Origin of the sequence: Neobacillus sp. YX16, from assembly GCF_030123505.1 — a bacterium.
GTDB lineage: Bacteria > Bacillota > Bacilli > Bacillales > Cytobacillaceae > Neobacillus.
The window spans coordinates 5,358,865-5,382,055 of sequence record NZ_CP126115.1 but is presented as its reverse complement, the minus strand read 5'-3'; the positions used below and the strand labels follow the sequence as shown (position 1 = coordinate 5,382,055).

Below are 23,191 nucleotides of genomic sequence, written 5' to 3'. Positions count from 1 at the left end.
GCCATTGTCCCTGTAAATCTAGTATTCTAGTAAACATAATTCTATCGAACTGCTGCTTTCTTTAGGTCAACGGGTGACCCAATGTTCGTTAGCAGGTTCTTTAGGTATTGATTGCAGATATGAAGATAGTGGTTGGCAGAAGCATAGTCCTGTTTTTCTTCATAATAGGAAGCGACCATCTGAAGATATTTCATTCCTCTATCAATATTCATTTGATGTTCGATAATAGGCAGTCCATGTTTAATGATATATTGGATCAGCGTTTTCTTAGCACCAGATGCTTCTAAATAAAGGATTTTTAATTCAATATAGCGAGGGGATTTTTGATCCTTAAAGGAATCTAATACCTCTGATAACAGTTCAGCAGCCTGCTCATTTTGTGAAAAAGTAATAAGCGCCTCGGCCAGATAGGAAATGGTTATATAATAGGAAGCCGTATTCTTTTCTTTGTGCTGAAGAGCCTGGGAATAATAGTCTAGCGATTCTCCTAGTTTCCCTTGTTTATAATATAAAAACCCGAGATTATGTAAAGAAAGTGCCTTCGTTTCCGTATCCTGAAGCATCTCTGCATCACTTAAAGTATGTCCAAGCTTCTCTTTCCCTTTCTCAAATTCACCAATATAAATGAAATTAACAGCTAATATCATTTTGACATGAACCATTCTTAATAGATTGTTTGTCTGCTGAAAAACCTGCATGGCTTTATACGCATAATGGATCGATAAAGAATAGTGGCATAAATGACCGTGCAAGGCTGACCGAAAATAATAATACTCTGATATCCTAGCCTGATATTGCTCTGCCTGTTCTTCTATCTTAGTCAGGAATAGGAGAGCCTGGGAAAATTGTTCCTTTTTTCCATAATAGATGGCTTGAAGCAAATTCCACACATAGGCCTCAAAAGGAGTAAATTTTGAGAGATATTTATGAATACCTTGAGATGATTTTTCAAAGGTTGAAAAATCATCCAGAAGCAGGTAATAACGCAGCATATATAATTCATACAAATAAATCATGTCGGTACAATGCACATATTCCTTGCATTCCTGCAGTTCTTTTAAAAAATGAGCTGCTTTGTCTTGGTTCAGCCGCTCCATGGTCTCGTAAAAAATATCCAGCTTATGCTTTACTAACTCGCTCTTTTTGTTTTCTTCCTCGATGGAAATATGCAGTCTTTCACACAGCAGCTGTAACGTTTTAGGATTCGCTTCTTTTACATTATTTTCAATTTTACTTAAGTGGGTAACCGAGCAAATGCCCTGGCAAAGCTGTTCTTGCGTCTTATTTTGCTTTCTTCGATGATAGTAAATCACTTTTCCAATAGACATACAATCAACCTGCTCTCTAGTAAAAATGAATGACTTTCTCAGGATAAGTATACTGAATTGTTTGTCTTTGTTCTTGTGCTTTTAATAGTAAAATAGTACGATTTTTCACTTCTACCTAAAAATCCCCTCCATCAAGTAGAGGGGATTCCGGCATTTATTTATGATATTTTTTATACCAATCTACGAAATGATCTAATCCTATTTCTAATGGGGTAGCGGGGGAGAATCCGGCTGCCTTCTGTAAATCAGTAATATCTGCATAGGTTTCTTTCACGTCTCCAGGCTGCATCGGGAGAAATTCGATGTTGGCCTTTTTGCCAATTAACTTTTCTAACGTGTAAATAAAATTCATCAATCTGACTGGACTGTTGTTGCCGATATTATAGATTTTGTAGGGAGCATGACTTGTACTGGGATCAAGGTTTCTGTTTGAATCGGGTATCGGCGGATGATCAAATAATTTGACGATTCCTTCAACAATATCATCGATAAACGTGAAGTCTCTAAGCATATCCCCATTATTATATACCTGAATGGTATTCCCTTCGATAATATCCTTCGTAAAAGAGTAATAGGCCATATCCGGTCTGCCCCATGGTCCATACACGGTAAAAAAACGAAGACCAGTAGTCGGGATATTAAATAAGTGACTGTATGTGTGGGCCATTAATTCATTTGACTTTTTCGTTGCGGCGTAGATACTAACCGGATGATCAACAGAGTCTTGGGTAGAGAAGGGGGTTTTGGTATTGGCTCCATATACAGAACTAGACGACGCGTAAAGTAAGTGCTCCACTTGATAATGCCTGCATGCCTCTAAAATATTTACAAAGCCTACTAAATTGGAATGAACATAGGAATGTGGATGGGTAAGACTATAACGGACTCCAGCTTGAGCAGCTAAATTGATCACAATTGGAATGGAGTAACTCTCAAATATTTGGTTTAATGATTCTGAATCAGCCAAATCTACTTTATAAAAGGTAAACTTCTTGTTATCTTGTAATTGCCTTAGCCGCTCTTTTTTTAAACGAACATCGTAATATTCATTTAGGTTGTCCACACCGATTACATGATAATCTTCAGCTAACAAACGTTTAGAAAGATGGAACCCAATAAAACCTGCTGCTCCTGTCACTAAAATGTTCATTTTCTTCTACCGGATCGATTTTTTCGATCATGCTCCTTATTATGACCCCGGTTTCTGTTATGGTCGTGCTCCCTATTATGCCGATGCTCTTTTTTTTGATTGTGTCCCTTATTACGGTCATTGCCTCTTTTATGGTCACGATCATTTTTACGGTGATCGTCTCTATTACGACCTTGGTCTCTTTTTCCTTTTTCCTCAGTGGGTATTTTCTTTATCTCCAATTGCGCTTCTTCCTCTGTGAGTGGGATAGGTGTTTTCGTCCATTCAGCATGTGTGACAGGATCAAGAGTCTCTACTTGCTCAAGGAAAGCGTCAAGGAATCCTCTTTCATGAAGATTTTGAAATAGTTCTAGTGGTCTTTTTTGTATGAACCAGAATGAGAACACGTGGTCGACCATTTTAAACCCTTTGTTGGTAACAAAAACATGCCGTAGGGGTGCATCGATTTGTTTATATCCTGCTTGTTTCTGGGATGTTAGAATGTCTAGTAATTGTTTAGTCACGCTCAATGGAAGTGTGGATTGTTTTTTTAGAAATGTGTTTAGATCTGGTCCCACTAAATATTCCATTACAACATAATTTTCTCCCTTTTCATAAACCTTGGGAATAAATGATAATTTTTGATTAGACAATAAAACTTTTGTTTCCAAGGCACAATGTTCCGGCTTTCCATAAATCTTCACACATTTATCTTCTGCTATACGATAGACCGCACCTTGGTGGCCTGCTCCAATCAATGTTTGCGAAATGGCGCTATCTACTTTTACTCCTTCGCCATCTCCTCCCGAATATACGGGGATGTTCCGATAATCTAATTTGTTTACTTTAAAATATTGCTGCCATATTTCATATGTTTCTCGTTCCATCTTTCTAACTTGAGATAGAAAGGATTCTTTAAGCAGCATCATATTTAAATCTCTCAATAATTTTAGCGGTACGGGATGAATTCGTTTGAAGGCATTCACATGATCAATTACTTTCAATTCTTCATTTTCAAGGACGAAGATGTGTCTAAGCGGGGCGTCGACCATTGTGAATTGTGCCTTTTTCATTTCATTTAAAATATAAAGAAGTTTTCTAGTAAAGGATTCCGGGATATAGGTGCAATTCCGGAGGTATTCCTTTAATGTGGGAGCATTAAAGTATTCCATGACGATATAGTTATCACCATAGCCATATAAACGCGGGAAAAAAGATAAGTGCTGCCCAGTTTTTAATGCTTCTAATTCCATTTGAGCTTGAAGGGTGCTGCTGTAAATTTTCACACAACGCTCCTCTGATAGTTTAAAGACGGCTCCTTGAGCACCCATTCCAATTAATGAATAGCTGGTGGGGTTGTCGATTAGTAGAGTTTTTGGACCCTTTGCCACTTTTATTAATCTGAAATCTTCCATCATGATCCCCCTAACAATTCATCATAGTATTTAGACTGTAGGAGAAGCTGCTTATTCTGGTCAAAGTTTTGTTCTACCTTTTGACGGGCACTAAGAGAAAATCTATCCCAAGAGCTTCTGTCCAGTAGCATGTATTCCAAAGCTTGTGCAAGATGATCGATATCGTTCTCCCGTACCAATATCCCTTCTTGGTTATGGTTGATGATCTCTGGAATACCAGCATGGTTGGTTGCGAGGACCGGAATACCAGTGGCCATAGCCTCTTTGATCGTATTCGGGATTCCCTCAACATCACCAGTTGACGCCGTTAAGCTTGGAGCGCAAAATAAATCAGCTTGTCCCATTAGTTCAGGAATCATAGCTTTCGGAACACGATTCAATAGACGAAAGGAAGTACCTAAATTTAGCTGGGAGGCAAGAGATTTTAGATATTCTTCCAGTTCTCCTCCGCCGATGATGGTGAGGGTAGCTTTTGGGAATTTCGCTTGAATTTTTTTAAAGGACTGCATTAAGATATGGTGGCCTTTCTTTTCTACTAATCTTCCAATGGAAATTATGTTTTGAGTACCATTTTGATTAGGCGCCCTGTATGGAAATAAATCGAGGTCAACCCCTCCATAAAGTACTCGGATTTTCTCAGCAGGACAGCCCCACATATTAATTTGCTGGGCTAAATACTGACATACAGGGAAAAATCGTTCTCCTTGATCAAAAAGCAATTTCATACCATCTAAATAGCCAACCGGCTGATTCGCGAGAGTTGCATCTCTGCCACGAATACTGGTTACGAGCGGAAGAGAGGTTTCTTCTTTAAATGGAAGAAGTAATTGACCTAATTGACCATGGTGCGCATGTAAGAGGTCTATCTTATTTTTTCTCACATATTCCTTGGGCGAGAAAATTTCACTCAGGTAGTGAACCTGCCCATTGAGTAGAGGCAGATTGATCATATACTTGGGCTGCCGCACCAAATGAATATAATCATACCCAGGAATATCACGAATTTGAGGAATGTATTGGGTTGGGTCAACTCTTAGGTTCAAATGCATAACTTTTGGCAATTGATTAATCTCCTTTCAAGAATGTATAAAAATCTTTATTCTTTAAAATTAAGGTATGCATCCTTGAAAAGGGAGGCTTGGACAAATTGGAAAAAACACAAAAGGAAAAAAAGCGCCACAGTCATTGAATAGACTGCAGCGCATTCTTCCTTATATAAATAAGCTTAGAAGTAAAACAATTCCTAGGCCGACAATCGAGTTTACGAACAAGAGAAGGCCCCATGTTTTGAAGGTGTCTTTAATGGATAATCCGAAGTATTCTTTGAATAGCCAGAAGGAAGCGTCGTTCACGTGTGTAATCGTGTTGCTTCCTGCAGCTGTTGCTAACACCATTAATACAGGGTTTACATCAAAGGTATGAATCAGTGGACCAACGATACCAGCAGCCGTAATGGCTGATACAACACCTGTACCTGTGGCAATCCGAAGCAATGCTGTGATGAACCAAGCCATAATTAATGGCGAAACACTTGTGTTTTGCATCATAGCTGCAATCGTGTCACCAACACCTGAGTCTAAGATGATTTGTTTGAAAGCACCACCAGAACCTACGATAAAGACAATCATTGCAATTCCTTCAATCGCGCCAGAGAATGATTTCATGACGTCTGACATTGTCCGGCCAACACGAATACCAAACACATAAATTGCCACTAAAACAGCTAGAATCATACTAATTTCTGCACTTCCGAAGAAGTTAACGATTTGATAAATAGTTGAACCTTTTTCGATAAAATAATTAATAATCGTTGCAGCTGTAATGATGATGGCAGGGGTTAATGGAACAAGTAAACTTATAGCAAACCCTGGCATTTCTGCTTCCGTGAATTCTTTTTCTTTTTTCAATAGAGCTGGCACTGGGCGGTCTAGGTTACGTAGTAATCTTGGTAAAATGATACCAGCACATATGACAGAAGGGATTACAACCACAAGTCCTAAAATATAAACCATTCCCATGTCGGCACCGTATGCGTCTACAAGCGCTACCGGACCAGGCTGTGGCGGGAAAATACTATGCGCCATAGTAGCAGCTGCTACCATTGTAATACCAAGTCGTAAGAAAGGTGTTTTGGCTTCAATCGCGATACTTATCACAAGTGGAGCCAAAATAATAAAGGCTACTTCATAAAATACGGAGATCCCGAAGATCGCACCAACGAGTAAAATGGCCCATTCAACATATTTTACACCAAATTTATTTAAGAGCGTTGTTGCAACTCGTTGAGCCGCACCTGAATCAACCATCAATTTGCCTAGTACAGCGCCAAAACCGATAATAAGCGCAAGACTTCCGAGCGTTCCTCCAAAGCCTGCTTTAACCGATGCGATAACATCTGGAAGTGTGAGACCGTTTGCAATACCTACAAACATTGCAGATATTAAAAGAGAAAGGACACTGTTTAATTTCACTTTCATGTTTAAGAAAAGAAGCAAGGCAACCCCGAGAGCTACCCAAATAATTGGTAAATAATTCTCCATGATAATTCCTCCTGAAAGTTCTAGATGTAGTATTGATTACGCTTACTAAAAAAATAAAAAAGAGTAGGTGAAAAGGTTATTATTTAATATAGTAGTGAATCATTTTTTAATTTGTTTATTAAACAAATCAATTAACCCTAAGTGGATATCACGTATAAAGTGAATTCGTCAATCATTTTTTGAAAGCGTTGTTTCGTAATAATACATAATCATTAGGTTGATATTGAAAATCTTTATAAAAGGCTCTGTTAAACTTGGCTGTTGATTTGCGCTCCACTAAGGAAAGCTTCTTTGAATAATCACCGCAGTGACAGGCGGTCTCTGACTGTCACGAGGCGCTTCGCTTTCCGCAGGCGGTTCGGAAAGCCTGTCTAGCTGCAGCGCCTAGCCCCTCGAGACGCTTCGGTCCCAACGTTGAAGTCAAAGAACGACTTCATCGTCAGGCCCTCCAGCGCTTGTCGGGGATGTACAAGGCGCTTCCGCTTTTCCTACTCCTCGGCGCTAAAGCGCGCCTGCGGGGTCTCCCCTGTCCCGTCCTCCTGCAGGACACTGATTTACATCCTCGAATCTGCCCACGCACGAAGAAAATGCGGTAGCATTTTCGAGGAGTCTCGCGCCTTCCGCACAAATCAACAGAGTGCCAAAATCAATAATGAGCTTTAACATAGCCTTATAAAAAGAAAAAAGTAACCCCGTATCCCAAAATAGGGCTAGTACGAGGTTACTTTTGGTTGTGTCTGAAAATTAACGAATTGTTTTTAAAGCACCGCTCCAAGCGATTACTTCGTCAAGCATTGCAGTCATGTTTGTTTGATGTAAATCAGCTGGTTTGAATACAGATCCGTTTTCAAAGTCTGTGAATAAAGACAATGTTGGATGTGTGCGAACGTCAGCAACTTTTACTTCGCCAAGGATTCCACGTAAGTGTTCAGCTGCACGTGCTCCGCCTGTTGAACCATAGCTTACGATACCAGCAGCTTTGTTGTACCAAGCTTCACGTGCGAAATCAATTGCATTTTTTAAAGCGCCAGTAATGCTGTGGTTGTATTCTTGAACAACGAATACGAATCCATCTAGGCTTGCAAGTTTTTCATTCCAAGCAGCGATACCTGGTTCAGTTCCATCAGTAGTTCCTAAGAAAGGCAGGTTGTAATCTGCGATATCCACGATTTCATAATCTGCATCTCCACGTTGATCTGCAATTCCTTTTACCCATTCTCCTACTTGCGGGCTAACACGTCCTTGACGTGTGCTACCTAAAATAATACCTATTTTTAATTTTGGATTTGTCATTGTTTTTTCCTCCTTAGTTGTTGTACCAAATAATTTGTTTAAAAAACCCATGCTGTCCACCCCTTGCTGTGATTTTTATCTATTTAGGTTTTTCGGTTTCGTTTGTTTGAATTAAAGTATACTCAAATTAAATATTTTTAATTCGAGATAAATATAATACAAATTTATCTCGATGTCAAGAGATTAAACTTTTGATTCTGTGGTGGTAAAGATTTCCGTTTTCTTTGTTACATAAGATATGTATCTTTTGTCCTACTGAATTACGCAGGAAGATTCTAAAAATTAAGTCAATATCCTTTTGGCAAGAGAATGAACAAGCCTATAAACTAGAATAGTCCTGCTATATCAGATATCTAAAATGGGTTAAATTTCTTTACTTAAGACTGTGTTAAACTAGGCTGTTGATTTGCGCTCCAGGGCGCTATGCTTTCCGCGGGCTCACCCGTGAGCCCCCTTACAGCTTCGCTTCTGCGGGGTCTCACTCAGCTCGTTCATCCCGCAGGACTTTGATTTACATCCTCGAATCTGCCCACGCACGAAGAAAATGCGATAGCATTTTCGAGGAGTCAAGCGCCCTTCCGCTCCAATCAACAGGTTCTAAAAATCAACAGTATCCTTTAACACAGCCTTACTTAAAAAAGGAAATACATTACATAGGGTTGTAAGGGGAGAGTTAGATGTCGGTTGGGGAAATTATTAAATTTTACCGTCAAAAAGAGGGGCTTACTCAAGAGGATTTAGGCAGGGGAATTTGCTCGGTTACCCATGTGAGCAAAATTGAACGGGGACAAACTCCCTATGCGTCAGAGATCATCTCATTGTTTTCAGAGCGTTTACAAATTGATATTGAAAAAGAGATTCAGCGCTTTGAGAACCTGGGGAATCAGCTTCATTACTGGCATAAGGTTATCATCATGCGGAGGATGAAAGAAGTCGAGGAAATCAAAAAGGAACTGGAAACCATTCCGTTTATTGAGTCTTCCTCTTATGCGGCCTTGTACTACTTGCTGCTGGCGAGGTATTATCTGCTCCAGCAGGATTTCAAAATGACATATGCTTTTTTAATTCATGTCCAAAGCGACTATCCTGATCTTCCCGCTTACGAAAGGAATCTGTACCGGCATGTATGGGGAATCTATTACCTTCTCAATTACAGATACTCGAAAACGGAAAGTTACCAAAAGGCGATCGCCATTCTGAAGGAAATTGATCGGAATGAGTATGGAAATCTCGAATACTATTACCATTTGGCTGCCGCTTATCAATGGATGAATTCCTATGTATTGGCCTATTCCTATGCGGAAAAAGCACTGCGGTACTATAAAGAAATTGATAACTTCTTAGGAGCCATTATGGCAGAATCCATCATGCTTATTTCACTTGGCAGCAATATTGAAACTGATTTCAAAGAGGTGGAAGCAGCGTACCAAAAGTTGATTCATAACTGTGAATTACTGAATATACCTGATAAGAAAACGATGCTTCTAAACAATCTAGGCTATGAGTATTACAGAAGAAAAGATTATCAAAATGCCCAAAAGTCTTATAAGGAGTCACTTCGACTTGTGGATAAGCCTTCTGTTCTATACCTTCAGCGTTGGTACAATTATCTAAAATGCTGCTTAGAAGGAAAATCTATGCGTAAAGCCGAGCTGCTTAAGCATGCTCGAGAAGGGCTGTCGATGGCTAAAAAGTTAGACACCAAAGTTTATATAATCGTATTTAAGCTCCTTATCCTCCGGATAGAGGAAAATGACGAACAATATTACCACTGCATAGAGGAGGAGGCACTTCCATACTTCACTTCCAGTAACAGTGAAATGCTTACGAACAGGTACGGTAAAGAACTGTACCATCATTACGTGGAAACAGGACAATACGAAAAACTCGTTCAAATTGCCAACCTGCTTATTGGTTCCATTAATGCTGAATAATCATATCTAAAAAGAAAAGCCATGAACGAGGATTAGTCCCTTCGTTCATGGCTTTTGATATTTTAGGACTAGTTTAGTTCACGCCTACAGAAGAATAGGCATCCATAACCGCTTGGGTTTCCGGAGATGGTGCACCATTTTTATCTGGATGCAAGTCGCGTGCCGCATGAATAGCAGCTTCTCGCATGTCATGGAAACCAGAAGAAGATGTTAAGTAAAGAGTTAGAGCACGGTAATAGATTTTTTCTGTTTTCGACTTCCCAATTCCTTTGACGGTAATATCATTATTGGTACCGCCTTGAGAAATTAAGTAAGCCGCTTTGTTATTGATTCCACTGTTAATGTGAACGCCGCCTTTGTCTTCTGTTCCAAGGTAGCGATCGTCATAATGATCTGGATAGTATCCGGACTCTGTAATGGAGGTCTTCTTAGATGCAGGATTACTCATGGAACGAAGTCCGCCGTCACCAGGAATATTTGGAGTTGTAATATCTTCACCAAGTTCCCATTCTACTTCTGAAGTTGCATACATTTCCGCAAAGTTTCCTAAGACGTCCGCCAGTGATTCATTAATGGCACCAGATTCACCCTGATAAACTAAGTCTGCAGAGTGTTCAATGACACCATGAGTCATTTCGTGACCGGCAACATCCAGCCCGCCTGCAAGGGAGTTATATCTAATACCATCCCCGTCTCCGTACATCATTTGTTTTCCGTTCCAGGCAGCATTATTCCATTTTACTCCAATATGGACCGTGCTTATTATGGGCATTCCCTGATTATCTAAGCTGTTTCTCTTGTGTATAACTTGATAGTATTTGTTTACTTTATCTGAGTTATAATGCGCTGAAATAGCCGCAGGATCATGGAAAAAGTTGGTGGAATTAGTTGTCGATATTTCATATCCAGTGAATCCGAAAGCGGCACCCAGCAAATAGACGAATTCTTCCATGCGTTTAGCAGTGAAAGTGGCCATCGGCACTGTTTTACCGGCTGCAGCAGAAGCGCCATATAGATAACTTGTCCCCGATGTTAAATCTTTACCTACTGGAAAGGACTGCATTGTGCCATGTAAGTCTAAGCCTCTTCCTATCACTGGAGATAGTGAAGACGTATCTACCTCATGGATTTTATTAAAGCTATTCACGACTTCCCCGCTGTTTGCATCGATAAAGTAATGGAAATATCCAGGTGCAGGATTAGAAGTAGATGCTTTTACTAGGTACGTTAAATGATACTTTCCTTTATATGGATAAATCATTAATTTAGAGTCGATGCCATCATAGTTTTTCACTTCCCCGATTTGGGATTCAACCCCTTGCTTGGCAATAGAAATGGCATCATCTTGGGAAAGAGAGGCTTCCGTTGGAATAAGGGTACGCGCTAGATTTTGTGTAACTTTACCTATAGATGCATATACGCTGTTGTTTGCATCAATGGCAACAGTTTGCCCAGATCCGTATATCGGAATTCCTTTGTATTGCTCGATAGTACGTACATGGTATGTACCTGTTGTGCTATCATTTTGCTCGTTGACAATTTTGAATTGTTCCCCTGGATCTACTAATTTCGTCATAGTGGCTTGTACCTTTGATTGAAGGAATGCTTTCACCACATCTTGCTTACTTAATCCTTCAGCTTTAAATAGTATGGGAGCCGGAGTGGTCGTTTCAGCAGCAAGCGAACTAGTTGGAAGCATGCCTCCAAATGCAATCGATAGCGCCAAAAGAGCAGCAGCTTTTTTCCTCATATTTTTCCTGATTTTCTTTTTCAATAAAATCCACCCTTTCTTAGACGTGTAGTGTTGGTACACTTCAAATTATTATGAATATTCGAACTAGAATCAATTGGGTTATTTTTTTGCCGTTTTTTCTGTTTTTCTTCCTTCTGCATGGTCTATTCGACAAAATTTCTTAAGGATTCTCCATGGAATTAACCCGATAACAATAATCTGAAAACTCTGTGATAATAGGGGCAAATACAGTTGTTTGCGGGGAGAATCGAAAAAATGAGAAGAACGTTTCATCGGACCATTATCATTCCATGTTTATGCTGCCTTTTCTTTTATTTAGGGAATCTGCTAATAGGAGAAACAGAGGCCAAATTTTCAAGTAAAGGGATGCTTGAGCCAATAGAGATTTCAGCTGCGATTGTTTTTCCATCGACGATCAAACAATTAGAGGATTCTGCGGAGGAGATTGTCATGAGTATGAAAGAAACCTATCAAAGTACCCTTTTAGTGACACCAGGTGAAACATTAGAAGAATTGCAGGTTCAACTCTCCCAAATTAGTGCTAGTGGACAGGAACTATACATTCAATTGGACAACCTGCATCGTGTTTATGAGGAAATGTCAGCCTACAAAAACAAGATTCAAGATAAAGATTCATTTGAATATGTCCATAAGGGGTTTCACACAGTAGAAGGTCTGAGGAATGAAGTACAAGCCTCCATTGATTTTTCAAAAATAGAAGCGCTCCGTTCTATTTTTCTATTAAAGATAGAAGAGGTAGAAATAAAAAATAGGCAGGTGATTGAAAATGGCAAAGAAACTCTTGAAGGCAGTGAGTAGGATTGGAAGTGGTATGTTCATCGTAATTGTATGTTTGGTAGCGTTTGTCGTCCTTTCTTCTAGGATATCAGGAGGAACACCAACGATAGCAGGTTATCAATTGAAAGCAGTATTATCAGGCTCGATGGAGCCAATCTTTCAAACCGGATCCATCATTGCAATTGAAATAAAAGATAAACATTCCTCCTATAAAAAAGGGGATGTGATCACGTTTCGAATGGATGGAAACTTGATTACTCATAGAATCACAGATGTGAAAACACAAAATGGACAAACTGTCTATAAAACAAAAGGGGATAACAATGATGGTGCTGATAGGTGGACTGTAACTCAGCAAAATGTAGTGGGGATGTATAAGGGCTTCACGATTCCTTACGTTGGATATGCGCTTAACTATTCAAGTTCAAAACTAGGGTCAGCACTATTGTTGTTTGTCCCTGGGTTACTTTTACTAATTTCTGCGATTCGTTCGATTAATGGGGCAAAAAAAGAGCTGGAAGCAGGCAAAGTTGGTTAGCTCTCCTATGTATCTACAAAAAGTACATAAGAGTTTAATATATTTTACTATTTTCATGAGGAGGAATTGAGGATGAGTTTTACAAAGAAGGTAAGTCAAGGGGTTATGAGTGCTGCTTTAGGGTTATCATTAATGGGTGGAGGTACATTTGCCTATTTTAGCGATTCTGTTGAAACACAGAACACATTTGCAGCAGGGGTACTAGACTTAGCGTTAAATCCAAGTACCGTTGTAAATATTGACAATATCAAGCCTGGTGATGAAATCTATCGTGAATTTACGCTAGAGAATAACGGTACGTTGGATATTGGCAAGGTATTATTATCAACCAATTACAGTGTTGAAGATGCGAAATCTGATAACAGTGATGATTTAGCCAAGCATATCAAAGTAACGATTATGTACAATACAAGCAGTGCAAGTAATCCAATCGTTGAAACAACGCTGTTTGACCTCCAATCTCAGAATCCAGACTTAACACAGATTGACATTCTTACAGGTACAAGACCTGACGGAATCCCTACAGGTGAAAAGGAAAAAATCTTCGTGTTATTTGAATTTGTAGACAATGGACAAGATCAAAATCAATTCCAAGGTGATAAACTGAAGGTTGATTGGACCTTTAATGCAGAACAGACCGCTGGCACTTATTACGATGATACTGATGAAAATAACAATTAAATAGAAACAAGAAGGACTGACGATTTTATCGCCAGTCCTTTGTTGATTAATTCTGTTCATAGTGGTTATGTTTGCCTCGAATAAGGGAATTTGCCAATTCTAGTGCTTTTTCTACCTCGCCCTTTTCATAAAGGTATTGAAAAAGTTTTTTCTCAAAGTAATCAATTAAGATTCTATAGCCCATCTTTTTAAAATAGGGAAGGGCGGTAGTCTCGATACACTGATAATAGTTTTCTTCTTCATCATTTAGTAAATAGAGATGAAGTTGGAAATTAATCCAGTCATTAGACTTAGCTGCTTTGGCTAATTTCAAACCTTTTTGCGCTTGTTCCTTTAATATTTCTTTTGATACTAGTTCTCCTGCGTGGCAGCTAAAAATATACCGGTCTAAGGTGGTTAAATATTGTGGAGAATGTTCATCAATAAGTTTCAGCGCTTCCGTATAAAACTCTACTGCTTTTTGGTATTGTTTTCGCCGTGAGTATTCAAATGCCAGGTTATGGTAGAGCTTTGCTTTCCTCTCTACCGCATTACAGGTATCGCACATTTTCAACAGTTTTTCATAGGTTTCAAATGTTTCATTAAAATCATGCGGCTCGTTGGAATTCAGCTGTATGAGCATTACCATCTCCGTATCAATAATTCGAAGCATGTTCAATGTTTTACGGAAATAGCGGAGTGCTTTGTCTGCATAATAATAGGCCCTTACTGGTGAATTGATCGAGTGGTAGGCAATGGCCAAATGGTAATAATATTCCAAACGATTATATTGCAGTTGATCAATTAAAGTTAACACATTCACACATTCCTGAAATTGACCGGATAGAAAATAATAGATTCCCCTTACGTGCTTTAACATATTGCTGTCATGTGGAGAATACGCGGCTTCACTTTTTTGTAAAAAATCAATAATCTGTTTTGCATCTGCTAATTGGTTATTAGATAAGTGATATCTTGCGGAAAGTAACAGATAATAAACATTAAATTCCTGCAGCTGAATCAGTTCGTCTTGTTCAAGTTCGTTCTTAAGAGCCTTAGATTCTCGGAAATTTTGCATAACGATTGCATCATGCCATTGTTCGAGCTTCTTCGAAAGATTGTGGTAACGGGCAATTTCAACTTGAGGGTCGATGTTTAACTTATTGGCTAGTAATTTTGTGATTTCTTCTGAGTACTCTGTGATACCGCGTTCAATTTTACTCAAGTGCGTAACAGAACAGATTCCCTTCACAAGCTGTCCTTGCGTTAACCCAGCTTTTTCTCGATAAAACTTAATCATTTTCCCCTCGATCATCTTACACCTCTACGCTGCTCTATTTTTCTACTATTATACTAGATTTTACTCCATGTAAAAAAGGAAAGCGGAAGAGAAATTCTTCCACTTTCAATACTTCCAATTCTTTTTTTAATAGGAATATTTCCTATGTCTATCGTAAGGGGAGGGAGGCATAGTGTAAATTGGGGTAATCAAAGTAGTCTTATATACCTAAATTGTTACGATTCAAGTTTAATGTTTAATAAAAGCTTTTCTTAACCTGCTATTAATAGAAAAATAGGACTATAGTCGTGAACTGTATATTAATCATTACCCCTAATTTTTGAAAATAAAAAAAGAAGCCAATTACTCAAAAAAAGTAATGTAACTTCCCTTTTTAGAAGATAGCTATTTTGGTCGTGATGTTATTAACAAGTAAAGACGACTGGTATTGTTAAGCATGGTAAAGTAATTTGCCCAATAGATAAATCAATACAAACCTGATTATTAGAACTTAGTGTCAACGTAAAGGTTACATTGTCTGGCTCCTCGCCATTAAGGATTAGGTCACCCGCTACTTCAACTTCTAGAATTTGTACTCCATTTTCTACCGTGCAAATTGGAAATCCGGTAGGCACCCCTGAAAAGCTTGCTGTTACTGTTCCTATAAAAGGAATGATTGCAGAGAAGGAAGCGATGACAGAACTGTCTGCTAACATACAGTTTCGACAAATACGAATGTTAACATCAAAGTTTAGGGTAATCGGGAGAGGAAAGGTCCCGCTTGAATCGTTGTTGTGCCGCTGCCAATAGCTGTTGCACCGCAATCACATAGTTGTAGGCCCAAATAAATCACCTCCTTGTCACGAAATACTCCATCATATGTACGCGTCGTATTTCGGAGAAGGCATGAACACTAAGGTATATATCCATTTTTGAAAGGATTCTAATAAAGTGGAATCTTTATGAAAAATCCAATATACTTGGATTAATATTTATCGGAGAAGGGAGCAACCAATTATGTCCAGTTTGCCAAATTGCCCAAAATGTCATTCAGAATATACATATGAAGATGGAAGCCTATTGATCTGCCCTGAGTGTGGGCATGAGTGGAGTTTAGATGCTGCAGCTGTGGAAGAAGAAAGAGTTATTAAAGATGCAAATGGAAATGTTTTAAGTGACGGTGATTCGGTAACCGTTCTTAAAGACCTTAAAGTAAAAGGAAGTTCCTCAACGCTAAAGCAAGGAACAAAAGTAAAAAACATTCGTTTAGTGGATGGAGACCATAATATCGACTGTAAAATCGATGGTTTTGGCGCAATGAGCTTGAAATCTGAATATGTGAAAAAAATATAAAAAAATGAGGCGCTCCTTTTATTGGAGCGCCTGCTATTTTTTCTAGAAATCAATGTTATCTGGATTTGGACCGACACGATGATTTTGATTTAAGTTGTTAATTTGCTCCATGTCTTCTTTGGTTAGTTCAAAATCAAATATGGTTGAGTTTTCTATGATTCTGAGTTCTTTCGTTGATTTTGGTATCGTTACAACGCCATTTTGTATATCCCAGCGTAAAATGACCATCGCTACGGTTTTGTTATATTTATTGGCGATTTCCTTTAGTAAAGGGTTATCAAATAATTGCCCCTGCATTAAAGGGGACCAAGCTTCAAATTGAATGCCATTGTTATCGCAAAAGATTTTGACTTCTTGCTGAGTTAACCTTGGATGGTATTCAACTTGGTTAACCATCGGTCTTATTTCAGCGTCCTTCATTATTTGTTCAAGATGGTGGACTTGGAAGTTGCTAACACCAATCGCTTTGACTTTTCCTTCTTTATAGATCGTTTCTAATGCCCTCCAAGCTTCTACATATTTATCCTCTACTGGCCAATGAATGAGGTACAGATCAAGATAATCAAGACCAAGTTTTCTTAAGCTAGTTTCGTATGCTTCAATCGTCGATTTGTATCCTAAATCAGCATTCCAAACCTTTGAGGTAATAAATAATTCTTCTCTTTTAATCCCATATTCTGTCATCGCTTCACGAATGGCTTGTCCAACGCCTTCTTCATTTCCATATATGGCTGCTGTATCGATACTGCGATATCCATGTTTAATCGCAAATTTAACAGCATTCACTAATTCGGGACCTTCTTCGACTTTAAATACCCCAAGACCAATCCAAGGCATTTTTACACCATTATATAAAGTAGTTGTTGCTTGTAAGTTGTTTGTCATTTTATTAAACCTCCAATTTTTGATTTGAAAATGAACACCTTTTATCGATAAGGGTAGCGTCTTTTTGTTCAAGCCTTCGACTCCATCCAGTTAGGAAGACAGCGCCGAGAACCATTAAAGCTCCAATCCAAGTGGTATGAATCAGTCCAATTGAGTCCGTGATGAAGCCTCCTAAAAAGGAACCCATTGCAATTCCTGCATTGAAGGCAGCAATATTAAGGGCAGAAGCAACGTCTACGGCAGCTGGCACATACCGCTCAGCCAGCATGACCACATACACTTGTAACCCGGGAACATTCATAAAAGCAAAGAGCCCCATTAAGAAAATCGTAATTAATCCGGCTATTTTAAAAGGTGCTGTAAACAGTAAGATAAAAAGGACCAATGCTTGAGCGACAAACATATAAAATAGCGCTTGAATCGGATTTTTATTCGCAGCTTTTCCACCAATCATGTTGCCGATTGCAATGGCGATTCCGTATCCAAGAAGAATGACAGCAACAGTACCTTCCTTAAAACCAGTGATTTCCTGAAGGATAGGCGTTAAATAAGTAAAGACAACAAACGTTCCTCCATACCCTAAGGCAGTGATGATAAATACAAGTAATAAGCGACTATTTGTTACTATTTTAATTTGATCAGTAAAAGATGTTTTTGTCCCTTTTCGTAAAGCTGCTGGTACTAGGATAATATTAGCAATCATGGCAATGACTCCGACCACAACGATAAGGATAAATGCCATCCGCCAGCCAAATTGCTGGCCTATAAAGGTACCAAACGGAACACCCGTTACTGTGGCCACGGTTAATCCAGTAAACATAATCGATATGGCGCTGGCTCTCTTATTTTCTGGTACTAAATCAGCTGCAATGGTGGAACCGATTGACATGAAAATACCATGTGAAAGAGCTGATATAACACGGGCAACTAAGAGTACACCGATGCTCGTTGCACTTGCAGCCAGCCCATTTCCGATTATAAAAATAACCATGATCCATAATAATAAAGATTTACGTGACATACTAGAAGTAAGTGATGTCAAAATCGGAGCCCCTATGGTTATTCCTAAAGCATATAACGAAACCGTTAATCCGGCAGTTGTAACAGGAATTTCTAGGTCATTTGCAATTAACGGTAAAAGACCGACACTGATAAATTCAGTGGTGCCAATTGCAAAGGCACTAATGGCTAATGCCAGCAGTGCAAACGTACTTTGTTTATGATTGAAAGACATGTTGTCTCCTCCTTAAAAATGAATAAGTATTTGAATTCGATTTGCTGGTTGCAGCTCAATCGATAAATGTTATTATGGGATATAGTGAAAGATTAGTGAAGTACGCACTTTTAAGTAATATAGGTACTTATGTGTAATATAGATACTTTTTAGTGCCTATTAGTGAGGAGGAGTTTTACTATGAAAGAAAAGAAATACAATATATCTGTAGAAGCGACGCTGGAAGTAATCGGAGGAAAGTGGAAGTGTGTGATTCTCTGCCATTTAACCCATGGCAAGAAACGAACGAGTGAATTGAAACGCTTGATGCCGGATATTACGCAGAAGATGTTAACGCAGCAATTGCGTGAATTAGAGGAAGACGGAGTCATTAACCGAATCGTTTATAATCAAGTTCCGCCTAAAGTAGAGTATGAATTAAGCGAGTATGGTGAGAGTTTAGAAGGTATCTTAAATTCACTTTGCACATGGGGAGAAAAACATATTTCCAAAGTGTATGGCAGTTTGGATGTCCTAGAAAAGAACGTACTTAACGAACATCTGAAATAAAAAGTAATGCGCTCCTATTAAATTTGAGCTTTCTTATTTAATAAATAAGGACATCAATGTAGGCTTTTTTTCATACTATATTTTTGGAGGTGGAAAAATGGCAAGAGTAGCTCACCGAAGTTCAGACATTGACTTAATGGCAAGGATGATGAGAGCAGAAGCTGAAGGCGAAGGAAAGCAAGGAATGCTGTATGTTGGAAATGTAATTGTTAACCGTGTAGTAGCAGATTGTCCAGACTTTAGAGCATTGACAAATATTGAACAAGTCATTTTTCAAGTACAAGGAGGAAATTACTCTTTTGAAGCGGTTCAAAAAGGCAATGTATTTTATCAAAGAGCAAGAGAATCTGAAAGAAGATTAGCAAGACAGAATGTGCAAAATTGGAGAGAACACCCAGCGAAATATTCTCTTTGGTACTTTAATCCAACTGGTCCGTGTCCTCCAACATGGTACGACCAACCTTTTACTGGTCAATTTAAAGAACATTGTTTTTATGAACCAAAACCTGGAACATGTGATAGTGTTTATAGAGGATGACCAGTTTGCTCTTTCGAGGCAAGAGTGGAAGATATTAACTAAGTAAATATCTCGTAAAAAAACGCTCAGATTTCTGAGCGTTTTACTTTTAAGGAGCTGCTGCTTTACTATTTTTTCAATAAAAGGTACATAAAATATGGTGCACCAATGAGTGCGACCATAATTCCTGCTGGGATTCCGGCGGAGTCCATGATATTACGTCCCACCGTGTCAGCAAACATTAACAGCCACCCGCCAATTAATATGGCAACAGGGATAAATAATTGATTTCTTGGTCCCACTAGAGCCTTTGCCATATGTGGAGCCATTAATCCGATAAAAGAAATTCCACCTGTAACGGAAACTGCAGATGCGGCAAGGGCAACGGCTGTAATCAGTAATACAATTCGTTCCTTTTCAATTGAAACTCCCACACCGATTGCTACTGGTTCACTTAAACCAAGCAGGTTTAACCGATTGGCTTTATATAAGGTAAAAGGGAGCAGAACAACCAGCCAAGGGAGGAGTGCCCATATAAACGGCCAATCTGTCCCCCAAATATTCCCCGCTATCCATTTCGCAATAAAATCGACTTTTGCCCGCTCGGCGGATGAGATGAGGACAATCATCGCTCCGGATAGTGCCATCGAAAACCCGACTCCAATTAAGACTAATCGAACAGGCTGCAGTCCCTCAGTTTTGCTATACGCAAATAGATAGAGAAGGACAGCCGTCAGCATGGCGCCGATAAAAGCTACAACTGGAATCATGTACGTAAACGAACCTGAATCAATCGGAAAAAATAAAAAGAATACGGTAACAGCAACACCGGCACCGGAATTAATCCCGATAATCCCAGGGTCAGCTAAATCATTACGGGTGATACCTTGTAAAATAGCCCCTGATAATGCCAAGGCCATTCCAGCTAATAGGGTAATGATGATTCGAGGTAATCGAATGGAAAATAACACGAATTCCTCTTTAAACGTCCCTTGTCCGAGAAGGGTTGGAATCAGCCTATCATACGATAGAGAGGAGAAACCCAAACCCAAACCAACCACGATTGTAACCAGGATTAAAGCGAATAAAATAACTAAAATGATACGCTGCTTTCTAATTAAAGAGGGTTGAATCATGAGAATGCTTTCCCTCCTCTCCGAACAATCACAAGGAAAAATGGCAACCCCAGTGTTGCGACAATGGCAGCGACAGGGGTTTCAAATGGTGCATTCATGGTCCGGCCGAGTGTATCGGCAAAAAGCATAAACGTGGCCCCTGAAATGGCAGACATGGGAATAATATAACGGTAATCCGTGCCCACGATTGCCCGTACGACATGGGGAACCATTAATCCGATAAAAGCCATATTCCCAATAAGGGCAACAGAAGCTCCCGCTAATAAAATAATCGCAACAAAGAGGATTCCCTTTATTTGACTCGTCTTTTGCCCCAAACCAACAGCAACTTCTTCATTTAAGCTAAGAATCGTGAGCTGCCTGGAAAGAAATAGAGAGACTAGTAACCCAATAAGGATGAAGGGAACAATGATTTTGAGCTGTCCCCAGCTGGTTCCAACCATTCCTCCTGCCGTCCACATCGAGACATTCTTTGAAATTTTAAAGGTAATCCCAATTCCTTCTGCAATACCAAAAAGAAAAGCAGAAATAGCCGCCCCTGCTAATACAATTCGGAGCGGAGAAAAGCCGCCTTTTTTCATCATACCCATCCCGAAAACCATCAAGGTTCCGACAGCTGCCCCAATAAAACAGGCAATGGTAATGCCGAAATAGTTGGCGGAAGGGACGAAGGCGATGACGATGGCTAGTGCGGCATTTGCCCCCGCAGTTAACCCTAATAAACCAGGATCTGCAAGGGGATTTCTGGTGATACCTTGCATAATTGCTCCTGAAACCGAAAGAGCGGCCCCGACCACGATGGCGGCAACCTCACGCGGCAAGCGTATTTCACGGATAATCGAAATTTTTTCACCTTTTGCATTTGAAAAAAGGGACTGCAACACATCTTTCAGGCTAATATCTGCTGCTCCCATGACCATGGAAAAGACAAACATAGCGGCAAATACAAGAATGGCGATGATTAGTTTATAGAGAAAAGGAATAGAACGTTGTTTTTTATTTGTCATAAGTCTCGCATCTTTTCTTTCATAGAATAGGGGAAAGAGGAATTCTAGGAAAGAATTCCTCTCTTATATTAATTACCTAAAAATGACTTTTTAAAGAACTCAAGCTGCTTTTCGAGTGTAACGGGGTCACTGAAGCTTGCCCCATTTCCTTCCATTTCAAATACATGATTACTCTTTACAGCTGGAATGTTTTTGTATGTTTCTGTTTCTTGGAAAGAAGTATCCGCATCTGAATATTTACTTAAGATCATATAATCTCCAGCATACTCAGGAATTACTTCTGCAGACATGGCAGCATAGCCAGATTTTTCTGCGACTTCTTTTACTTTTTCAGGCATGTTCAATTTCATCGCTTGATAAAGGATTTCTGTTCCACGTGCCCAGTTGCTTCCAAACACATAAAGGTCTTTTCCGTAGCTTTCCATAACCGATACGGTTGCATCCTCACCAATTTTCGCACGAATTTCTTCGCCAGCAGTCTCTGCTTCTTTTTTGAATTCGTCAACCCAGCTTTGAGCTTCTTTTTCTTTATTTAATAGTTTTCCAATTTCTAAGTGCTGCGTTAAATAATCTACTTTTCCCCATGTGTAGGTAACAGTAGGAGCAATTTCACTTAACTTATCTACGTTCTTAATATTGGAAAGACCAATGATTAAATCTGGTTCTAATTCAATGATTTTTTCTAAGTCTTCATCGGATACTTCTGCAACATCCTTCATTTCTTTTTCAAATGTAGGGTTATTCTTTGACCAAACATCGACACCGACAACATTTACGCCTAAATCTATTACATTACCTGTGAAGCCGGAAAGTAAAATGACACGCTGCGGATCAGCAGGCACTTCAACCGGTCCATTTTCAGACTGATAGGTGATGGTTTCAGATTTCTTATCAGCTGGTGCTGCTTGGTCCTTTTCTTTTGATGTTTCGGTGCTCCCACATGCACTAATAATTAACGCTGCGAGCAGAATAAATGGCAGTAGTAGTTTTTTCATGGTTTGTTTCTCCTTTTAGTAGATTGTACGTTACGCACATTGGTTTTCCTGTACGAGGGTCGTGTCCGATGACGGCGTCAATATTGAATACCTTTTTTAACACCTTTTGGCTAATGACTTCCTCACAATTTCCTGCTTTTACAATTTCACCGTCTTTTAAGGCGATGATATGATCCGCAAAGCGAGCGGCTTGGTTTAAATCATGAAGGACCATAACAATCGTCCGTTCCTGTTCATAATTTAATTTTTGAAGAAGTTCTAAAACTTCTAGTTGATGGGCCAAATCCAGGTACGTGGTTGGCTCATCCAGGAAGATAATTTCTGTTTCTTGAGCAAGTGCCATCGCAATCCAAACACGCTGGCGCTGTCCGCCTGATAGTGCGTCTACTGAACGAAACTTAAAGTCTATCGTTCCTGTGACTTCAAGAGCCCAGTCAATCACCTCATAATCCTTCTTAGTTAAGCGGCCAAAGCCCTTTTGATAAGGGAATCGCCCATAGGATACGAGCTCGCCAACTGTTAAACCGCTTGCACTTTCTGGTGTTTGCGGAAGGATTGCCATTTGTTTAGCGAGAATCTTTGTGTTTACCTTTGAAATATCTTTACCGTCCAAAAGGATGTTTCCAGATTGGTGGGAGATGATCCGGGTAATTGCTTTAAGTAAAGTCGATTTTCCGCAGCCATTTGGTCCGATAATCGTTGTAATCTTCTTATCTGGAATCTCGATACTTAGGTTTTTAACAATTAATCGTTCACCATAACCAATGCTTAATTCATCTGTAGATAGGCGAACCATGGTAACCCTCCTTTATGTAATTGAGAATTAATTGATAATGATTATCAGTATC

Annotated in this window: 22 protein-coding genes; 7 read left to right on the top strand and 15 right to left on the bottom strand. The window is 39.3% G+C overall.

The genetic code is table 11. The annotated features are described in order from the left end of the window. Positions 1–41: 41 nt before the first annotated feature. From QNH48_RS26575 to QNH48_RS26550, 6 genes are all read right to left on the bottom strand, one after another. Positions 42–1,328, bottom strand: coding sequence for a helix-turn-helix domain-containing protein (locus tag QNH48_RS26575; protein ID WP_283952681.1), 1,287 nt, complete (start codon positions 1,326–1,328; stop codon positions 42–44). A gap of 154 nt (positions 1,329–1,482) precedes the next feature. Next, positions 1,483–2,478 carry an NAD-dependent epimerase gene (locus QNH48_RS26570; RefSeq protein WP_283952680.1) on the bottom strand — a complete coding sequence of 332 codons (996 nt, stop codon included), beginning with the start codon at positions 2,476–2,478 and terminating at the stop codon, positions 1,483–1,485. Continuing rightward, complete coding sequence (locus QNH48_RS26565) at positions 2,475–3,875, bottom strand: hypothetical protein (protein WP_283952679.1); 1,401 nt, start codon at positions 3,873–3,875, stop codon at positions 2,475–2,477. The genes QNH48_RS26570 and QNH48_RS26565 overlap by 4 nt, the downstream gene beginning before the upstream one ends. Continuing rightward, positions 3,872–4,933: a glycosyltransferase gene (locus QNH48_RS26560; RefSeq protein WP_283952678.1), complete on the bottom strand. Its 1,062-nt coding sequence runs from the start codon at positions 4,931–4,933 to the stop codon at positions 3,872–3,874. Before QNH48_RS26560 ends, QNH48_RS26565 begins: the two co-directional genes overlap by 4 nt. Positions 4,934–5,083: 150 nt before the next feature. Continuing rightward, positions 5,084–6,412 carry a gluconate:H+ symporter gene (locus tag QNH48_RS26555; RefSeq protein ID WP_095246520.1) on the bottom strand — a complete coding sequence of 443 codons (1,329 nt, stop codon included), beginning with the start codon at positions 6,410–6,412 and terminating at the stop codon, positions 5,084–5,086. A gap of 744 nt (positions 6,413–7,156) precedes the next feature. Next, a complete protein-coding gene (locus QNH48_RS26550; protein WP_283952677.1) occupies positions 7,157–7,756 on the bottom strand; it encodes an NADPH-dependent FMN reductase in 600 nt (199 codons plus the stop codon). A gap of 626 nt (positions 7,757–8,382) precedes the next feature. Here QNH48_RS26550 and QNH48_RS26545 point away from each other — a divergent pair. Beyond that, on the top strand, positions 8,383–9,639 hold the full coding sequence (locus QNH48_RS26545) for a helix-turn-helix domain-containing protein (protein WP_283952676.1): 1,257 nt from the start codon (positions 8,383–8,385) through the stop codon (positions 9,637–9,639). 73 nt (positions 9,640–9,712) lie between these two features. Here the strand turns inward: QNH48_RS26545 and QNH48_RS26540 are convergent, their stop codons facing one another. Next, positions 9,713–11,389: a M4 family metallopeptidase gene (locus QNH48_RS26540; protein WP_283952675.1), complete on the bottom strand. Its 1,677-nt coding sequence runs from the start codon at positions 11,387–11,389 to the stop codon at positions 9,713–9,715. Positions 11,390–11,647: 258 nt separating this feature from the next. On the opposite strand from QNH48_RS26540, the gene QNH48_RS26535 reads away from it, so the two are divergent. From QNH48_RS26535 to QNH48_RS26525, 3 genes are all read left to right on the top strand, one after another. Further along, positions 11,648–12,211 (top strand): DUF4047 domain-containing protein, encoded by a 564-nt coding sequence (locus QNH48_RS26535; protein WP_283952674.1) that lies wholly within the window; start codon positions 11,648–11,650, stop codon positions 12,209–12,211. Then, positions 12,180–12,728 carry a signal peptidase I SipW gene (sipW, locus tag QNH48_RS26530; RefSeq protein WP_283952673.1) on the top strand — a complete coding sequence of 183 codons (549 nt, stop codon included), beginning with the start codon at positions 12,180–12,182 and terminating at the stop codon, positions 12,726–12,728. Before QNH48_RS26535 ends, sipW begins: the two co-directional genes overlap by 32 nt. A gap of 72 nt (positions 12,729–12,800) precedes the next feature. Beyond that, the gene (locus tag QNH48_RS26525) at positions 12,801–13,409 is read left to right on the top strand and encodes a TasA family protein (protein WP_283952672.1); all 609 of its coding nucleotides are present in this window, start codon (positions 12,801–12,803) and stop codon (positions 13,407–13,409) included. A gap of 46 nt (positions 13,410–13,455) precedes the next feature. Here QNH48_RS26525 and QNH48_RS26520 read toward each other — a convergent pair whose 3' ends face one another. Continuing rightward, on the bottom strand, positions 13,456–14,703 hold the full coding sequence (locus tag QNH48_RS26520; protein ID WP_283952671.1) for a helix-turn-helix domain-containing protein: 1,248 nt from the start codon (positions 14,701–14,703) through the stop codon (positions 13,456–13,458). A gap of 389 nt (positions 14,704–15,092) precedes the next feature. After that, positions 15,093–15,383, bottom strand: a complete 291-nt coding sequence (locus QNH48_RS26515) for a hypothetical protein (RefSeq protein WP_283952670.1) — start codon at positions 15,381–15,383, stop codon at positions 15,093–15,095. Positions 15,384–15,684: 301 nt separating this feature from the next. Between QNH48_RS26515 and QNH48_RS26510 the strand changes: the two genes are divergently transcribed. After that, a complete protein-coding gene (locus QNH48_RS26510) occupies positions 15,685–16,020 on the top strand; it encodes a zinc ribbon domain-containing protein YjdM (protein ID WP_283952669.1) in 336 nt (111 codons plus the stop codon). 42 nt (positions 16,021–16,062) lie between these two features. Here QNH48_RS26510 and QNH48_RS26505 read toward each other — a convergent pair whose 3' ends face one another. Both QNH48_RS26505 and QNH48_RS26500 read right to left on the bottom strand, forming a co-directional pair. Continuing rightward, positions 16,063–16,905, bottom strand: a complete 843-nt coding sequence (locus QNH48_RS26505; protein WP_283952668.1) for an aldo/keto reductase — start codon at positions 16,903–16,905, stop codon at positions 16,063–16,065. A 4-nt stretch (positions 16,906–16,909) separates the two neighbouring features. Then, positions 16,910–18,139: an MFS transporter gene (locus QNH48_RS26500; protein ID WP_283952667.1), complete on the bottom strand. Its 1,230-nt coding sequence runs from the start codon at positions 18,137–18,139 to the stop codon at positions 16,910–16,912. A gap of 180 nt (positions 18,140–18,319) precedes the next feature. On the opposite strand from QNH48_RS26500, the gene QNH48_RS26495 reads away from it, so the two are divergent. Beyond that, entirely contained in the window at positions 18,320–18,688 is a 369-nt protein-coding gene (locus QNH48_RS26495) for a winged helix-turn-helix transcriptional regulator (RefSeq protein WP_283952666.1), read from the top strand. Positions 18,689–18,785: 97 nt separating this feature from the next. Then, positions 18,786–19,226, top strand: a complete 441-nt coding sequence (locus tag QNH48_RS26490; protein WP_283952665.1) for a cell wall hydrolase — start codon at positions 18,786–18,788, stop codon at positions 19,224–19,226. 107 nt (positions 19,227–19,333) lie between these two features. On the opposite strand, the gene QNH48_RS26485 is transcribed toward QNH48_RS26490, so the two are convergent. The 4 genes from QNH48_RS26485 to QNH48_RS26470 form a co-directional block, all read right to left on the bottom strand. After that, complete coding sequence (locus tag QNH48_RS26485; protein ID WP_283952664.1) at positions 19,334–20,341, bottom strand: FecCD family ABC transporter permease; 1,008 nt, start codon at positions 20,339–20,341, stop codon at positions 19,334–19,336. Continuing rightward, complete coding sequence (locus QNH48_RS26480) at positions 20,338–21,348, bottom strand: FecCD family ABC transporter permease (protein ID WP_283952663.1); 1,011 nt, start codon at positions 21,346–21,348, stop codon at positions 20,338–20,340. The genes QNH48_RS26485 and QNH48_RS26480 overlap by 4 nt, the downstream gene beginning before the upstream one ends. A 68-nt stretch (positions 21,349–21,416) precedes the next feature. Then, positions 21,417–22,343 carry an iron-hydroxamate ABC transporter substrate-binding protein gene (locus tag QNH48_RS26475; RefSeq protein WP_283952662.1) on the bottom strand — a complete coding sequence of 309 codons (927 nt, stop codon included), beginning with the start codon at positions 22,341–22,343 and terminating at the stop codon, positions 21,417–21,419. Further along, a complete protein-coding gene (locus QNH48_RS26470) occupies positions 22,294–23,139 on the bottom strand; it encodes an ABC transporter ATP-binding protein (protein WP_283952661.1) in 846 nt (281 codons plus the stop codon). Before QNH48_RS26470 ends, QNH48_RS26475 begins: the two co-directional genes overlap by 50 nt. Positions 23,140–23,191: the final 52 nt, after the last annotated feature.

Excerpts from the sequence above, each read along its gene's own strand:
- QNH48_RS26575 (WP_283952681.1), bottom strand. The coding sequence starts at position 1,328 with ATGTCTATTGGAAAAGTGATTTACTATCATCGAAGAAAGCAAAATAAG.
- QNH48_RS26570 (WP_283952680.1), bottom strand. The coding sequence starts at position 2,478 with ATGAACATTTTAGTGACAGGAGCAGCAGGTTTTATTGGGTTCCATCTT.
- QNH48_RS26565 (WP_283952679.1), bottom strand. The coding sequence starts at position 3,875 with ATGATGGAAGATTTCAGATTAATAAAAGTGGCAAAGGGTCCAAAAACT.
- QNH48_RS26555 (WP_095246520.1), bottom strand. The coding sequence starts at position 6,412 with ATGGAGAATTATTTACCAATTATTTGGGTAGCTCTCGGGGTTGCCTTG.
- QNH48_RS26550 (WP_283952677.1), bottom strand. The coding sequence starts at position 7,756 with ATGGGTTTTTTAAACAAATTATTTGGTACAACAACTAAGGAGGAAAAA.
- QNH48_RS26545 (WP_283952676.1), top strand. The coding sequence starts at position 8,383 with ATGTCGGTTGGGGAAATTATTAAATTTTACCGTCAAAAAGAGGGGCTT.
- QNH48_RS26540 (WP_283952675.1), bottom strand. The coding sequence starts at position 11,389 with ATGAGGAAAAAAGCTGCTGCTCTTTTGGCGCTATCGATTGCATTTGGA.
- QNH48_RS26535 (WP_283952674.1), top strand. The coding sequence starts at position 11,648 with ATGAGAAGAACGTTTCATCGGACCATTATCATTCCATGTTTATGCTGC.
- sipW (WP_283952673.1), top strand. The coding sequence starts at position 12,180 with ATGGCAAAGAAACTCTTGAAGGCAGTGAGTAGGATTGGAAGTGGTATG.
- QNH48_RS26525 (WP_283952672.1), top strand. The coding sequence starts at position 12,801 with ATGAGTTTTACAAAGAAGGTAAGTCAAGGGGTTATGAGTGCTGCTTTA.
- QNH48_RS26520 (WP_283952671.1), bottom strand. The coding sequence starts at position 14,703 with ATGATCGAGGGGAAAATGATTAAGTTTTATCGAGAAAAAGCTGGGTTA.
- QNH48_RS26515 (WP_283952670.1), bottom strand. The coding sequence starts at position 15,383 with ATGTTAGCAGACAGTTCTGTCATCGCTTCCTTCTCTGCAATCATTCCT.
- QNH48_RS26510 (WP_283952669.1), top strand. The coding sequence starts at position 15,685 with ATGTCCAGTTTGCCAAATTGCCCAAAATGTCATTCAGAATATACATAT.
- QNH48_RS26505 (WP_283952668.1), bottom strand. The coding sequence starts at position 16,905 with ATGACAAACAACTTACAAGCAACAACTACTTTATATAATGGTGTAAAA.
- QNH48_RS26500 (WP_283952667.1), bottom strand. The coding sequence starts at position 18,139 with ATGTCTTTCAATCATAAACAAAGTACGTTTGCACTGCTGGCATTAGCC.
- QNH48_RS26495 (WP_283952666.1), top strand. The coding sequence starts at position 18,320 with ATGAAAGAAAAGAAATACAATATATCTGTAGAAGCGACGCTGGAAGTA.
- QNH48_RS26490 (WP_283952665.1), top strand. The coding sequence starts at position 18,786 with ATGGCAAGAGTAGCTCACCGAAGTTCAGACATTGACTTAATGGCAAGG.
- QNH48_RS26485 (WP_283952664.1), bottom strand. The coding sequence starts at position 20,341 with ATGATTCAACCCTCTTTAATTAGAAAGCAGCGTATCATTTTAGTTATT.
- QNH48_RS26480 (WP_283952663.1), bottom strand. The coding sequence starts at position 21,348 with ATGACAAATAAAAAACAACGTTCTATTCCTTTTCTCTATAAACTAATC.
- QNH48_RS26475 (WP_283952662.1), bottom strand. The coding sequence starts at position 22,343 with ATGAAAAAACTACTACTGCCATTTATTCTGCTCGCAGCGTTAATTATT.
- QNH48_RS26470 (WP_283952661.1), bottom strand. The coding sequence starts at position 23,139 with ATGGTTCGCCTATCTACAGATGAATTAAGCATTGGTTATGGTGAACGA.